This is a genomic window from Streptomyces silvisoli, from assembly GCF_029269905.1.
GTDB lineage: Bacteria > Actinomycetota > Actinomycetes > Streptomycetales > Streptomycetaceae > Streptantibioticus_A > Streptantibioticus_A silvisoli_A.
This window is the reverse complement of record NZ_JARJBC010000012.1, coordinates 82301-96048: the sequence shown is the minus strand read 5'-3', so window position 1 is coordinate 96048 and position 13748 is coordinate 82301. Positions and strand designations below refer to the sequence as shown.

General features: G+C 71.6%; 14 protein-coding genes. 8 read left to right on the top strand and 6 right to left on the bottom strand.

Annotated features, from left to right (window positions below; all coding sequences use genetic code 11):
• Positions 1-17 precede the first annotated feature (17 nt).
• Positions 18-1427, top strand: coding sequence for an MFS transporter (locus tag P3G67_RS19625; RefSeq protein WP_276094601.1), 1410 nt, complete (start codon positions 18-20; stop codon positions 1425-1427).
• Between the two features lie 49 nt (positions 1428-1476).
• Here the strand turns inward: P3G67_RS19625 and P3G67_RS19620 are convergent, their stop codons facing one another.
• Positions 1477-2310 (bottom strand): isocitrate lyase/PEP mutase family protein, encoded by an 834-nt coding sequence (locus P3G67_RS19620; protein WP_276094600.1) that lies wholly within the window; start codon positions 2308-2310, stop codon positions 1477-1479.
• Positions 2311-2534: 224 nt separating this feature from the next.
• On the opposite strand from P3G67_RS19620, the gene P3G67_RS19615 reads away from it, so the two are divergent.
• Positions 2535-3227 carry a response regulator transcription factor gene (locus P3G67_RS19615; protein WP_276094599.1) on the top strand — a complete coding sequence of 231 codons (693 nt, stop codon included), beginning with the start codon at positions 2535-2537 and terminating at the stop codon, positions 3225-3227.
• 38 nt (positions 3228-3265) lie between these two features.
• Here P3G67_RS19615 and P3G67_RS19610 read toward each other — a convergent pair whose 3' ends face one another.
• Entirely contained in the window at positions 3266-4606 is a 1341-nt protein-coding gene (locus P3G67_RS19610) for a sensor histidine kinase (RefSeq protein ID WP_276094598.1), read from the bottom strand.
• Between the two features lie 261 nt (positions 4607-4867).
• On the opposite strand from P3G67_RS19610, the gene P3G67_RS19605 reads away from it, so the two are divergent.
• From P3G67_RS19605 to P3G67_RS19595, 3 genes are all read left to right on the top strand, one after another.
• Positions 4868-6631, top strand: coding sequence for a SpoIIE family protein phosphatase (locus tag P3G67_RS19605; protein WP_276094597.1), 1764 nt, complete (start codon positions 4868-4870; stop codon positions 6629-6631).
• Between the two features lie 15 nt (positions 6632-6646).
• Positions 6647-7150 carry a hypothetical protein gene (locus P3G67_RS19600; protein ID WP_276094596.1) on the top strand — a complete coding sequence of 168 codons (504 nt, stop codon included), beginning with the start codon at positions 6647-6649 and terminating at the stop codon, positions 7148-7150.
• Positions 7151-7277: 127 nt separating this feature from the next.
• A complete protein-coding gene (locus P3G67_RS19595) occupies positions 7278-8525 on the top strand; it encodes a cytochrome P450 family protein (RefSeq protein WP_276094595.1) in 1248 nt (415 codons plus the stop codon).
• Here P3G67_RS19595 and P3G67_RS19590 read toward each other — a convergent pair.
• A complete protein-coding gene (locus tag P3G67_RS19590) occupies positions 8522-9367 on the bottom strand; it encodes an SDR family oxidoreductase (protein WP_276094594.1) in 846 nt (281 codons plus the stop codon). The genes P3G67_RS19595 and P3G67_RS19590 overlap by 4 nt on opposite strands.
• Positions 9364-10353 carry a ScbA/BarX family gamma-butyrolactone biosynthesis protein gene (locus P3G67_RS19585; RefSeq protein WP_276094593.1) on the bottom strand — a complete coding sequence of 330 codons (990 nt, stop codon included), beginning with the start codon at positions 10351-10353 and terminating at the stop codon, positions 9364-9366. The genes P3G67_RS19590 and P3G67_RS19585 overlap by 4 nt, the downstream gene beginning before the upstream one ends.
• Before the next feature lie 106 nt (positions 10354-10459).
• Here P3G67_RS19585 and P3G67_RS19580 point away from each other — a divergent pair, with 106 nt between their 5' ends.
• Entirely contained in the window at positions 10460-11155 is a 696-nt protein-coding gene (locus tag P3G67_RS19580; protein ID WP_276094592.1) for a ScbR family autoregulator-binding transcription factor, read from the top strand.
• A 22-nt stretch (positions 11156-11177) separates the two neighbouring features.
• On the opposite strand, the gene P3G67_RS19575 is transcribed toward P3G67_RS19580, so the two are convergent.
• Positions 11178-11813, bottom strand: coding sequence for a ScbR family autoregulator-binding transcription factor (locus tag P3G67_RS19575; RefSeq protein WP_276094591.1), 636 nt, complete (start codon positions 11811-11813; stop codon positions 11178-11180).
• Positions 11814-12002: 189 nt separating this feature from the next.
• Here P3G67_RS19575 and P3G67_RS19570 point away from each other — a divergent pair, with 189 nt between their 5' ends.
• The gene (locus P3G67_RS19570; protein WP_391858299.1) at positions 12003-12140 is read left to right on the top strand and encodes a hypothetical protein; all 138 of its coding nucleotides are present in this window, start codon (positions 12003-12005) and stop codon (positions 12138-12140) included.
• Positions 12141-12319: 179 nt separating this feature from the next.
• Complete coding sequence (locus tag P3G67_RS19565) at positions 12320-13210, top strand: alpha/beta hydrolase (RefSeq protein WP_276094590.1); 891 nt, start codon at positions 12320-12322, stop codon at positions 13208-13210.
• Here the strand turns inward: P3G67_RS19565 and soxR are convergent.
• A complete protein-coding gene (soxR, locus tag P3G67_RS19560) occupies positions 13122-13685 on the bottom strand; it encodes a redox-sensitive transcriptional activator SoxR (protein WP_276094589.1) in 564 nt (187 codons plus the stop codon). The two genes, P3G67_RS19565 and soxR, sit on opposite strands and share 89 nt — an antisense overlap.
• Between the last annotated feature and the right edge of the window lie 63 nt (positions 13686-13748).

The following is a 13748-nucleotide window of genomic DNA, read 5'->3' as shown; positions in this document are numbered from 1 at the left end:
ACGGGGAGGAAGAACCGATGCACACGACCGTGCGGGAACCCATACGCACCGAAGCACCACCGGCCACCGCACCGCGTCAGGTGTCCCCCACCCTGGTGCTCGGTGCGGCCCTGCTGGGCTTCTTCGTCATCGGGTTGGACGCCTCGGCGGTGAACGTGGCACTACCGGCCATCGGCCGCACGCTGGGCGGTACAACGGCCGGTCTCCAGTGGATCGTGGACGCCTACACGCTGATGTTCGCGGCACTGCTGCTCTCGGCCGGTGCGCTGTCGGACCGGCTCGGGGCGAACCGGGTGTTCGGCGCGGGACTCGCGGTGTTCACCACGGCGTCGGTGCTGTGCGCGCTGGCACCCGCGCTGGGCGCGCTGATCGGTGCGCGGGTGCTGCAGGGCAGTGCGGCGGCGGTCATGCTGCCGTCGTCGCTGGCGCTGGTACGTCAGGCGTTCCCCAGCGCCGTCGAGCGGGCCAGGGCGATCGCCCTGTGGACGGTCGGCGGCGCGGTGTCCACGGCAGCGGGGCCGGTGGTGGGCGGGGCACTGACCAGTTCGCTGGGCTGGCGGTCGATCTTCTTCCTCAACCTGCCGGTCGGGCTCCTCACGCTGGCGGTACTGCTCAGGGTGCCGCGTTCGCCCCGCCGGGCCGCGGCCCTCGACCCGCTGGGGCAGTTGACCGCGGTGATCGCGCTGGGCGCGCTGACGTTCGGGGTGATCGAGGGCGGAGCGTCGGGCTTCGGTACGCCTACGGCCGTGGTCAGCCTGCTGGTCGCCGCGGTGGCGATGGTCGCGTTCGTGGTGGCCGAGGCACGGGCCGGCGAGCCGATGGTGCCGCTGGGCCTGTTCCGGTCCCGCACGGCGGCGCTCAGCCTGGCGATCGGGTTCGCGGTCAACGCGGCGTTCTACGGCACGGTGTTCGTGCTCGGGCTGTTCTTCCAGGAGGTCCTCGGACTGTCCGCGGTGGCCGCGGGGCTGATGTTCCTGCCGATGACCGCGCTGGTCGCCGGGGCGAACGTCGGCTCGGCGAGGGCCGCGGCCCGGTTCGGGCCGCGGGTGCCGATCGCCGTTGGCCAACTGGTGTGTGCACTTGGCCTGTTCGGCCTGCTCACGGTGGACGCGCACACCGATCGGCCGCTGACCGCGCTGCTGCTGGTTCCGGTCGGCATCGGGCTGGGGTTCGCCGTCCCGTCGCTCACCGCCGCGATGCTGAGCGACATCCCGGCTGACCGGGCGGGAATGGCCGGCGGCGTGCTCAACGCGGGCCGCCAGACCGGCGGCGCGCTGGCCGTGGCGGTCTTCGGAGCGCTCGTAGCGCACCGGGAGCGGTTCGTCTCCGGCATGCACGTAAGCCTGTTGGTCTCCGCCCTCCTGCTACTCGCCACCACGGCGGGGGCGTTGGCCCTGCCGGGCCGGGGGGCCTCGGGGGTCCGGTGACAGCCGCGGCCCTGGCGCCCAAGAGGGGAAGGGCCAGGGCCGCGGGTGGTCACGCGGCGGTGGTGCGTTCCAGCAGGGCCAGGCAGCTCGCCACGGTGGTGGCGTCCGGCCTCGGCTCGGGAAGCCTGCCGTCGGCCGCCCGCAACTCGGACATCGCGCGCTGCATGGCGTCCTGCGCCGCGAACAGGCACGGGGTGCTGTAGATCGCCACGTTGACACCCAGCTCGCCCAGCTCGCCGAGGGAGAGCCGCGGCGACTTGCCGCCGCCGATCTGGTTGAACAGCAGCGGCTTGTCGCCGATGGTCTCCCGGATGGCGCGGATCGCCTCGACGCTGCGCACCCCGTCGACGAGCACCACATCGGCCTCGGTGGCGGCCAGCGCCTTGGCCCGGCGAAGGATCTCCTGCTCGTCCGTGGCGTCGGTCCTGGCGACCACCACCAGATCGCGCCGGGCCTCCAGCACCGCCTGGAGTTTGTCCAGGTACTCCTCAAGCGGCAGCACCTTCTTGCCGTCCACGTGCCCGCAGCGCCGCGGCCGCGCCTGGTCCTCCAGGATCACCCCGGAGGTGCCCACCGCCTCCAACTGCCGTACCACGTGCGTCGCCACATGGGTGTCGACGTAGCCGTCGTCGATGTCGACCAGCAGGTGCACGCCGGAGAAGGCGCCCCTGATGCGCTGGGCGAAGGAGATGACGTCCGGCCAGGCGATGTATCCGATGTCGGGAAGTCCGTAGTGCGAGGCGGCCAGTCCGAAGCCCGACAGGAACAGGCCGTCGTAGAACTGGGTCGCCACCGCGGCGGAGTGCATGTCGTGCACACCGATCAACGGCGTGGTTCCTGGCTCGTTCACTGCCTGCCGCAAAAGAGTTCCGTACTGCGTCATGCCGGATTCTCCTCACGCTCGGATAGCCGGTCCCGTACGGTTTCGGAACCGCGCTCGACGAACGTATGCGCCTGGGGGTGAGATCCTCCTCCGAGGAGTGCAAACAATCCGTTTACCAACCTGCTTACGTTAAGCCGATAATGCGCCAGCGGTTAACACACGAAGGTGGCCGGAACTCGCGATCGGGACGGTTCCGGAAACTTCCCGCTGATCTAATGGGCGGCATGGCGCTCGCGGAACTCCTGGTGGTGGAGGATGACCCCGAGATCGCGTCGGAACTAGGCCAGGCGCTCACCGGGCACGGCTACAACGTGCAGCACGCACACAGTGGCGCGCAGGCCGCGGAGGCGGCGCTGCGCGGCAGCTGGGACCTGGTACTGCTCGACCTCGGGCTGCCGGACATCGACGGGGTGACGCTGTGCCGCCGGCTGCGCTCGTGTCTGCCGGTGGAGACGGTCATCGTCGTGCTCACCGCCCGTACCCAGGAGTTCGAGGTCATCGTCACGCTGGACGCCGGTGCGGACGACTACCTCACAAAGCCGTTCCGCATCACCGAGTTGCTGGCCCGGCTGCGCGCTCATCTACGGCGGCGCGCGGTCGGCGCCGGGCCGCAGGTGCTGCAGGTCGGTGCCACCCGCATCGACCGGCACGCCCGGCGGGTTTACGTGGGGCCGCGTGAGGTGCCGCTGCGGCCAAAGGAGTTCGACCTCCTGGCGGCGCTGGCCGCGTCGGCGGGCACCGTGGTGCGGCGCGAACACCTGATGGCGGAGGTGTGGGACGACAACTGGTTCGGTTCCACCAAGACGTTGGACGTGCACATCTCCGCCCTGCGGCGCAAGCTGATCGACGCCGGGGAGGCGCCGGAACGCATCACGACGCTGCGCGGCACGGGTTACCGGTTGGAGCAGGAGCTGTAGGTGCCTTTCCTGGGGCGAGCCACGAGCGGTCCCCGCGCCTAGCCCCGGTCCTCGTGTGCGGGCAGCAGCAAGGTGAACACCGGACCGGGCCCCGGCCGTCTGAGGACCAGGCGCCCGCCCTCCGCCTCCGCGAGGGAGCGGGCCAACGCCAGGCCGATGCCGTGGCCGCGCTGCCGCGGCACCGCGAAGGCCGCGTCGCCGCCGCCCGCCGGTCCCGGCCCCTCGTCTCCGACCTCCAGCGCCACCCCGGCCCCGACGTCCGCCGCCACCAGGCTGATCTCACCGCGGCCGTGCGCCAGCGCGTTGTCCAGCAGCACGTCCACGATCTGCAGGATGGCCACGGCGGACGCCCGTACCGGCGGCAGGTCGGGTTCGCACCGTATGACCAGCGAGCGCCCGGCGTCGTTGATCGCCTCCCGGTGGCGTGCGGCCGCCTGCTCCAGGATCTGGGCGACGTCGACCGACCCGGCGGAGCGGTGGGTGTCCCGGGACAGGTGGAGCAACTCCTCCACGGTGCGGCCCAGTTGGTCGGCCCGGCGCAGTGCCGTGGTCAGCGACTCGCGCGGTACCGGTCCGTCCTGCTCAAGCGCACGCTCCAGGCCGAGGATGAGCGCGGTCAGCGGAGTGCGCAGCTGGTGCGAGACGGCGGTGCTGAACCGCCGTTCCCGCTCGATCAGTTGGCCCAGGCGCTCCGCCGTGGCGCTCAGCGCCAGGCCGACCGCGTCCGCCTCCCGGATGCCGCTGCGCGCGGGCTGGATACTGAAGTCCCCGTCGCCCAGCGCCCGTGCGGTGGCGGTGAGCCGCTCCAGGGGTATCGCGATGCGGCGCGCCAGGTGCCGGGCGAGGACCGCGGACAGCGCCACCGCCACCGCGCCGAGCGCGGCGAGCAGCAGCCAGACGCCCAGCGTGCGGTCGGTGACGAAGTCCCACGGCAGCCAGGCCCGTACCACCGCGACCACCTCGCCGTTCCTGGACACCGGTGCGGCGACGGCCAGTTGGTCGTTCTCCACCGCCTCGTGCAGCCGACCGTCGCGGGCCTGGAGCACCAGGTTGGAGAAGTCCGGGCCCCGACCGTCCTGCCGGTGTCCGGAGACGGTGTAGATCGCCACATGGGCGTCCGCGGAGCGCCCGCTCGGCAGCACCGCGCGACCGTGCCGGGTGCTCGCCGGAACCGGCAGCGAGAGCGCGGCCCAGACGGCGTTGCGCTCCACGGTGACCACCGCGTTGCTGCGGTAGATCCGATGCACCGTCACCGCCAGCGGCAGGGTGAACACCAGCACCGCGCACGCGGTGACCGCCACGATGGACACCAGTACCCGGCCGCGCAGCGAGCCCGCCCGCGCCGGGGCGTCGCGAGTGCGCCGACGCCCGCGTATCATGGCGCGGCGCTTCTCGACGAGGGGCGGCACCGTCCCGCGCCGCTCCGGCCGAAGCGGCGCCGAGCGGCGCGCCCCGGTAAGCCTTCGATGTCCCGATCCGGCCCAGCGGCAGTCGACGCAGTCACGCCCAGACGATATGGCACGTCCACCGCCTCCGCGCTTCCCCGGCGCACCGGCGGGGCAACGCGGATGCGGATCACCCACCGTGGTCAGACGATGAAGACGAGGCGGTTCGGACACGGGAGAGGAGGAGGTAGCCGGGTGTGCCCCGATGCTTCCGGCCGGGACGACGCCGACGCGCTGCACGCCGACGCCCTGTTCGACGCGGCCGCCGCCGCCCTCGCGGCGCACAGCACCGACGAGGTGCTGCGCGGCGTGCTGAACGGCACCACCGCCGGGGTCGTCGTCCTCGATCCGGGGCTGCGCCACCTGTACGCCAATCCCGCCTTCACCCGCATGACCGGGGTCCCGGCCGCCGACCTGATCGGCCGCACCCTGACCGAGGCGCTGCCGGAGGTGGCCGACCGGCCGGACGTGCTGCGGCAGGTGCTGGACGACGGCCGGCCCAGGGAAGTGGTGATCAGCGGCCGCACCCCCGCCGACGTGCCCGGGGACCGCCGCTGGTGGCACTGCGCGTACCACCGGCTGACGGCCGAGGGCGGACGGGAGGGCCTGGTCGGGATCATGCTGGAGATCACCGAGTTCCGTCAGCAGCAGCACGACCTGGAGCAGGCCCGCCACCGGCTCGCCCTGCTGGACGCCGCCGCCACCCGGATCGGCACCACCCTCGACGTGGACATGACCTGCGCCGAGTTGGCCGACTTCGTCGTCCCCCGGCTGGCCGACCTGGCCACCGTCGAGGTCTTCCCGTCCGACGCCCCGCACGGCGCCGCGACCAGGGCGGGCGCGCTACGGCTGCGCAGGACCGCGCTGGCCGCCGTTCCGGCGCTGAGCGCCCGGGCGAACGCGCTGGGGGTGACCGGCGAGTTCGTCCGGCACCCGTACGGCTCCACCGTGCAGCGCTGCCTGGCCACCGGCTCGCCGGTGCTGTGGCGGCCGCAGGACGACGACGAGCCGCCGGAGGCGGAGCACATCGCCGAGTACCGGGCGATGGGGATCCACTCGCTGCTGGTCGTGCCGCTCGCCGCCCGCGGCCACGCGATCGGCGCGATGACCCTGGCCAGGGCCGGGCTGACGCCTCAGTACACCGAGGAGGACACGGTGCTCGCCCAGGACCTGGCGGGCCGCGCCGCGATCGGCATCGACAACGCCAGCCGGTACGCCCGCTCCCAGGGCATCGCCCTGGAACTGCAGCGCGCCCTACTCGCCGAGCCGGGCAGCCCGCACCCCAACCTGGAGATGGCCTCGCGCTATCTGCCGTCCGGCACCAGCGCGGTGGTCGGCGGCGACTGGTACGAGACCATCCGGCTGCCGTACGGGCGGACCCTGCTGGCCATGGGCGATGTGATGGGGCACGGCATCGAGGCCGCCGTCGACATGAGCAGCTACCGCTCGATACTGCGCTATGTGGCCGCCACCGATCTGCCGCCGCACCGGATCCTGCGCCAGCTCGACACCCTGATCTGCGAGGAGAGCGAGTCCGTCCGCCCGGCCACCTGCCTGCTGGCACTGGCCGACCCGGCCCGTGAGCGCTGCGCCTTCGCGAGCGCCGGGCACCTGCCGCCCGCCCTGTTCGGCGAGGACGGCGGCGCCGAACTGATCGGCGTTCCCAACGGTCCGCCGCTGGGCACCTGCTTCGGCGGTTACGACCTGGTGACCACCGCCTTCCAGCCCGGCCAGGTGCTGCTGCTGTACACCGACGGCCTGGTGGAGCGGCGCGGCGAGGACATCGACGTATCGCTGGCCCGGCTGGCCAACCTCAAGCTGCCGGTGGCCGGAGACCTCGACGACCTGCTGGACGAGGTGCTGCGTGGCCTGGTGCCGCAGGCCGCGGAGGACGACATCGCGGTGCTCGCCGCCCGGGTGCGGCCACGGCCCGCACCCGACATGGGCGAGCCGACGTAGCCCCAACCCCGGCCCATGGGCCGCTACCAGTCGTGCACCTCGTGCGCCCACGCCCGCAGCCCCGCCAGCCTGGCCTACTGGGCGGCCCGCTACACCGGGCTGCCCGGTGAGGCGAGGTTCGGCGCCACGCAGGGCGAGGGCCGGCTGGCCGACGCGGTGGCGGCGCTGCCCCGCCGCCCCATGGCCGCCACCGTCAGTCGCGGTTCCGCCGCCGAACGGCTGGTACTCCCCCATCTGCCCACGGAGTTGCACACGCCGACCCCGGCCGCCCTGTGGCGGGTGCATATCGCGCTGCTGCTCGCCTTCACCGGCGACCGGCGGCAGGAGGAGACCGTCCTGCGCACCGCGTTGGAGACCGACGTGCCCTCGTTCGACGAACTCGCCGCCCGCGCGGTGGAGCAGCAGGACGAACACGTAGTGAAGTTCACCGAGGCGCGCACCCGCGAACACGCGCTACGCCCCGACCCGCGCTTCGGCGCCGCCGTCCTCGCCGCCCAACAACGCATCCCGCGCCGCTGACGCCCGTCGGCCCGAACCGTCAAAGCCCTTTCCGGCCAAGGACAATCACGGCAGTGACCAAGTGCGGCCCCATTCCGTGGGGCCGCACTCCCGCGGACAGAGCGGAGAACTGCCAATGGAAACGGCAATGGTGGAACCCGTCGTTCTGGACCCCTCGGGTCGGGACATCCACGCGGAAACCGCACGGCTACGCGAACGGGGTCCCGTGGTCCCCGTGATACTGCCGGGTGGTGTTCCCGCCTGGTCGGTGACAAGTCATGCACTGATCAAGAAACTACTGACCCATCCCGGCGTTTCCAAGGACGCCTACCAGCATTGGCCAGCCTGGATCAACGGCGAGATACCCCGGGACTGGCCGCTGGCGCTGTGGATTTCCGTCCGCAGCATGATCACCGCATTCGGCGCGGACCACACCCGGCTACGGAAGCTGGTCTCCAAGGCGTTCACCGCGCGCCGCACCGCGGCACTCAGACCCCGCGTCGAGGAGATCACCGCCGACCTCCTCGACCGCCTGGCGGCCACCCCGGCCGGCCAACCCGTGGACCTGCGGGCCGAGTTCGCCAGCCCACTGCCCACCCAGGTGATCTGCGAACTGTTCGGCATCCCCGAGCGGTCCCGCCCCGAACTGCGCCGCACCATCGACCTGACGTTCAGCACCGCGCTGACCGTCGAGGAGGCGCGGGACAACGGCGAGCGGCTGTACCGGATGCTGGACCAACTCGTCGCCGCCAAAACCGCACAGCCCGGCAATGACCTGACCAGCGGTCTGATCGCCGCCCGGGACGACGGCGACGGCACCGGGCTCAGCCGGCAGGAACTCGTGGACACCCTGCTGCTGATGATCTCGGCGGGCTACGAGACCACGATCAACCTGATCTGCCACGCCGTCCGGCTGCTGCTGACCCACCCGGACGAGCTGCGCCGGGTGCGTTCCGGGGAGGTCTCCTGGGCGGACGTCGTCGAGGAGACCCTGCGGGTGGAGGCACCGGGCGCGAACGTGCCGTTGCGGTACGCGGTCGAGGACATCGAGCTGGGCGGCGTGACGATCCGCCGGGGAGACGCGGTCATCGTCTCGCTCGCCGGTGCGGGCCGCGACCCCGGGCAACACGGCCCGGACGCGGACCGGTTCGACCCGACCCGGCCCACCCGCCGGGACCATCTTTCGTTCGGCCACGGGGTGCACCACTGCCTGGGCGCGCCGCTGGCCCGGCTTGAGGTGTCGGTGGCGCTGCCCGCGCTGTTCTCCCGGTTCCCCGGACTCGCCCTGGCCGCGCCCGTAGACGAGCTGGGCAGCCTCAACTCGTTCATATCCAACGGCCACCGACACCTGCCCGCCATCCTGGGCGGCCCCAACAACCACCGCAAAGTCCGCTAGTTGAACCGCTCGGCGTTCTCGGCCGCCCAGGCACGGAAGTTCTTGGGCGGTCGGCCCGTCACCTCCCGGACGGTGGGGTCCACCTGTGCCTTGCTTCCGCTGCGGCCCCGTTCCGCGCTGGCCATCAGCGCCTCGACCACCGGTTCCGGATAGCGCCGCCGCAGCCCCGCGCGGAACTGGTCCGCGGTGAGCCGCTCGAACCGAAGCGACCGGCCCAGCATCTCGCCGAGCTGGTCGGTCTGCTCCCGCACGGTGAGCGCCTCGGGACCGGTGAGCGAGTACACCCGGCCCTCGTGCCCCGGCTCGGTCAGCGCCCGGCAGGCCACCTCGGCGATGTCGTCCGGGTCGACACAGGCGTTGGGCGACTCCCCGTCGAACGCGCGGACCACGCCCTCGGTACGTATCGAGGACGCCCAGGACAGGGTGTTGGTCATGAAGGCACGCGGTCGCAGGATGGTCCAGTCGAGACCGCAAGCGCGCAGCCGGTCCTCGTTGGCGCGGTGCCAGTCGGTGATCAGGTCGTCCGCGCCTGGCTGGCCGACCGCGTGCGCGGAGAGCTTGACCACCCGCCGCACCCCGGCGGCCCGGGCCGCGTCCAGGAGGTCGGCGTCCTCCTGTGGCCGCTGCGGGTCGTTGGTCACCAGGAACGCCGCCCTGACGCCCACCATGGCCGCGTCCAGCGAGGCGCGGTCCCCGTAGTCGCCGGGCACCACCTCCGCCGACGGTCCCGCGAACGCCACCCGCTCGGGCCGCCGCGCCAGCACCCGTAACGGGCCGCGGTCGAGCAGCCGGCGGGCGACCCGGCCGCCCACCGTTCCGGTAGCACCTGTCACCAGGATCAACGCGACCTCCACTCGTCGGGCTCGTCAGGGGCCGCGCCGGCCAGCGTGGCGAGGAACACCAGTTCATTGTCCTGGTGTCCGCTGACCCGCACCGTCCGGCCGCCCCAGGGGTCGGCGCGCGGCGGACCGGCGGTGATCCAGCAGGGGCTGTCGAGTTCGGCGTAGCGGTGGAACGCCACGTCCACGGCGGTCGGGACGAACCTTTCGGCGGAGCTGACCGAGTGGGCCGCCTGCCGCGCCGCCTCCAGCAGCAGCATGCCGGGAACGTGGTCGTTGGGACGGTGGAAGTACGAGGGGTGGCCGCTGTCGACGCGCAGCCTCCAGGCGCGCTCCTGCGGTACGGGGGCGAGCGCGACGTCCTCGATGGCGGTGCGGCCGACCTGCTCCGGCGGTACGGCGGGCAGCAGCGGGACCGCGAGGCCCGCGGCGGCCAGCCGCTCGCCCCGCAGCCGGGCGTAGACCTGGGCACTGGTGCAGGTCAGCCGGGCCCTGCCGGTGGCCAGCACCCGGCCCGCGCGCCACAGCACGTACTCGGTGCGCATGCTGGACAACCGGTTGCCGCGCCGCTGCACCTCACTGCAGGTCACCACGGTCTCCACGGCGTCGGGCCGATCGTCCAGCGCGAGCCGTGCCACATCGGTGACCGAGTACTCCAGTCCCCACATGACGAAGTGATGGTTCAGCGGAACGTCCATCTCGGCATGGGCCAGAAGTATCGTGGCCTGTCGCATCGTCTCCGCGACCAGCAGGGCGTCATGGTGGCCGCCCACCGGAGCGAAGCACCTGTGATCACGCGGCCAGCGGACCGACACCGAGAAGTGGGAGTCATCGAGCCGAGTCCATCCGGTCGGAAGCACTTCGTGTTCGGAGGTCCTGTGCACCAGTTCCCTGGCCACCGGAGCCGCCGCGTCCGACGCGGCCATGCCCCGCGCCACCCCCGGAACGACATCGCCCGCGGTACGGACGGCGGAAAGCCGCTGCGTCATAAATCCCCCCTGGGATCTGCGCCTTGGGGGGCAGGACACCCCCCGCTGCTAACATACGTACTAATCGGTTTTCTTTTTGACGCTGTGAATCTTGCTTGGAGGCTTCGTGGCGCGACAGGCGCGACAGGACCGGGCGATCCGAACCCGCAAAATCCTGGTGGAGGCGGCGGCGACGGTCTTCGACCAGCGTGGTTACGAGGCCGCCACCATCGGTGAGATCATTTCGACCGCGGGAGTGACCAAGGGGGCGCTGTACTTCCACTTCGCCTCCAAGGAGGAGTTGGCCTTCGCCGTCCTTGACGCGCAGCTGGAAGACGAACCGCTACCCGAACAGCCCCTGAAGCTCCAGCAGTTGATCGACTCGGGCATGGTGCTCTCCCACCGGCTGCGCCACGACCCCCTGGTACGAGCCAGCGTGCGGCTCACCCTCGACCAGGGCGCCAGCGGACTGGACCGCCGCGGGCCGTTCCTCAACTGGAGCGCCCAGAACCTCCAGATGCTCACGGCGGCCAGGGACAACGGCGAGCTGCTGCCGCACGTCGTCCTCGAGGACACCGCGGACATGTTCGTCGGCGCCTTCGCCGGTATCCAGGCGATGTCCCAGACCCTCGCCGACCGCGAGGACCTCGGTCACCGGACGGCCGTGCTGTTCAGCCACGTCCTCCCCTGCATCACCGTGCCCGCGGTACTGGCCTCCCTGGACATGTCCCCGGACCGCGGCGAACGACTGCTCGCCGCGAACAGGCGCGACGACGCGCCGCTGCCGGAACTCACCGAGGAACCCGCCGCCGCCCCGCGCTGACCGGGGCTCGCGAGACGCGAACCTAACAAACCGACGGCTCTGTTTGTTGACGGCCCTCCGGATCGAGCCGTCCGAGCACCCCGGGAGCCGCCAACCGCGGCTGCATCGCCCGCCAGAAACCAGTGATCGTCTGCCGGGACAACCACTCCGGGTTGTCGCGCCCCAGCACCTCGAACCCGATCGTGGCACCAACGATCGTGGTGACCATGTCCTGTTGAGCCACGCCTTCGGCCAGCGTCCCCTCGCTCGCGGCCAGGGCCAGCAGATGCTGTACACAACCCTGCCACTCCTGACGCAGGCTCAGTTCAGTCCCCAGCGCCCGCTGGCAGCCCAGCTGGAAACCGGAACGCGCCACCACGTCCTCGCGCAGCAGTTCGGCGAGCGCGTGCGTGGCATCTGTCAGCGTCTGAAGCGCGAGTTGACGGCCATGGTAGACATCGCGCACGACACCGCGCAGCGCCGCCGACGCCTCCGCCTCCACCGCTGCGGCGAGCGCCGCCTTGTTCTCGAAGTGGAAGTGCAGCGCACCCGGGCTGACCCCGGCGCTGGCGCTGATGTCGGTCAACCTCGCCTGTACGTAGCCGCGTTGGGCGAATGCCTGCGCGGCAGCGCGGATCAGTCCCTGACGGGTACGGGCCGCGCGTTCCTGCTTCCTCACCGAACCGCCACCTCGCGGGCCCACTGCTGGTGAACCCCTGCCGTGGTGGCGGCCGCGCTGGAGGCGGCGGTGCCCCGGCACTCAAGACATACGCGAATCACACCCGACATCAAACCAACGAATTGGTTTGTTTCTCCAGCCGAGCCCAGCCCCGCCCAGGATCTCCTACCTCGTCGACCACCAGCTCCCATGGCACTGTCGCACAACCCGTCGCCCGAGGTGGCCGCCGAGTTGGCCAAGGTCTCCCCGCGCCTGGAGCAGGCCGACGCCTTCGTCGTGGTGACCCCCCTGCGCGACGCCCGCGCCAAACACCCGTACGGCAGCTGATCCGACCGGGCCGTACCGGCCCGACCACACCACGCGCGGGGTGCGCCGAACGGTTTCGGCGCACCCCGCGCTCCGTCCGGGGCCGACGGCCCACATCGTGATCTGATCACGGGGTACGTTCGAATACTCTCGGCGCAACCCCGCGATTCGCCTTTCACGCCTCCTGAACACGGACCGACATGACTGAGCCGATCAACTCCGCCGCACCGCAGCCGCGGGACATCGTCCTGGACGCCGACGGCGTCCAGCTCTCCGCACTGCTCGCCGAACCCGAGCACCTGCCGCCGCGGGCCGTCGTGGTCGCCGTGCCCGGCGGAGGCATGAAGGCGGGCTACTTCCACGGCCCGGCGCATCCCAGCCTCTCCCTGCTGTCCCTCGGGGCACAGCTGGGCTTCACGGTGCTCGCCGTCGACCGCCCCGGCTACGGTCTGTCGGCAGGCCGGCTCCCGGAGGGAATGGCCCTGGCCGAGCAGTCGGCGACGCTGCACGCGGCCCTGAGCGACTTCGCGCTGCGCCACCAGACCGGCGCCGGTTTCTTCCTCGTCGCCCACTCCTACGGCGGCAAGCTCGCGCTGACCGCCGCCGCCGACAAGCGCGGCGCCGACCTGCTCGGGCTGGACATCTCCGGGGTCAGCCACCGCTACGCGGTCGACGTATCACAACTGCCGGACGGTGAAGGCGCGTTGAACGGCGTGCGGCTCGGCTCCCTCAACTGGGGTCCGCTGCGGCTGTATCCGCCGGACACGTTCCGGCTCGCCGAACCGCTGGTGTCCCCGATGCCGGTGCGCGAGGCCCGGGAGCTGCGGAACTGGCCGGACGTCTTCCCCTCGGTGGCCGCACGGTTGCAGGTGCCGGTGCGGTTCACGTACGCCGAACACGAACGCTGGTGGCACCACGACGAGGAGACCCTGGAGTCCATGCGGACCCTGCTGGCCGCCCCCAGGATCCTCTTCGACCGACAGCAAAGCGCGGGCCACAACATCAGCCTCGGCTGGGCAGCCCGCTCGTACCACCTGAAAGCCCTGGCCTTCGCGGAGGAGTGCCTGCTGACTCGCCAGTTGGCGCGATAGCGGGCTCGCTTCCGCGAACTGTCTGACCCTCGAACCGCCGCGCCCCGGAACCCTGTTGCCCCAGTACGTCACACGGATTGGCCAGGGCGCAGCGCTCAAGCGTCAGGCACCCGCATCCGATGCGGTCGGTCAGCTTCTCCAGCAGCATCGTCATCTGCCTGATCCGCTCCGTCAGGTCCTGCCGCCAGTGCTCGGAGACGCATGCCCAGTCCTCCTTGCTGGGTGTGCGTCCCTCCGGCAGGAGGGCGAGCGCTTCGCGAATGGTGGCCAGCGGCATGCCGACCCCTTGGGAGACCCGGATGAAGGCCACCCGGCGCAGTGTGTCCCGCGCACAGCGACGCTGGTTGCCGCTGGTGCGACTGCTGTCGATCAGCCCCCGGCGCTCGTAGAAGCGCGGTGCGGACGCCGGAACCCCGCTGCGCTCCGACAGTTCGCCGATGGTCAGTTCCTTGGCCTGCCAGGACACGCCGCTCATGAGAACACCCTGGCTGAGCCTGAAGTTTGGTTCAGGTCCAGCCAGGGTGTTCGTCGGCTGCGG

Coding starts and splice junctions, on each gene's coding strand:
- P3G67_RS19595 (WP_276094595.1), top strand. CDS start 7,278: ATGGTGGAACCCGTCGTTCTGGACCCCTCGGGTCGGGACATCCACGCG.
- P3G67_RS19615 (WP_276094599.1), top strand. CDS start 2,535: ATGGCGCTCGCGGAACTCCTGGTGGTGGAGGATGACCCCGAGATCGCG.
- soxR (WP_276094589.1), bottom strand. CDS start 13,685: ATGAGCGGCGTGTCCTGGCAGGCCAAGGAACTGACCATCGGCGAACTG.
- P3G67_RS19600 (WP_276094596.1), top strand. CDS start 6,647: ATGGGCCGCTACCAGTCGTGCACCTCGTGCGCCCACGCCCGCAGCCCC.
- P3G67_RS19585 (WP_276094593.1), bottom strand. CDS start 10,353: ATGACGCAGCGGCTTTCCGCCGTCCGTACCGCGGGCGATGTCGTTCCG.
- P3G67_RS19570 (WP_391858299.1), top strand. CDS start 12,003: ATGGCACTGTCGCACAACCCGTCGCCCGAGGTGGCCGCCGAGTTGGCC.
- P3G67_RS19610 (WP_276094598.1), bottom strand. CDS start 4,606: ATGATACGCGGGCGTCGGCGCACTCGCGACGCCCCGGCGCGGGCGGGC.
- P3G67_RS19625 (WP_276094601.1), top strand. CDS start 18: ATGCACACGACCGTGCGGGAACCCATACGCACCGAAGCACCACCGGCC.
- P3G67_RS19620 (WP_276094600.1), bottom strand. CDS start 2,310: ATGACGCAGTACGGAACTCTTTTGCGGCAGGCAGTGAACGAGCCAGGA.
- P3G67_RS19565 (WP_276094590.1), top strand. CDS start 12,320: ATGACTGAGCCGATCAACTCCGCCGCACCGCAGCCGCGGGACATCGTC.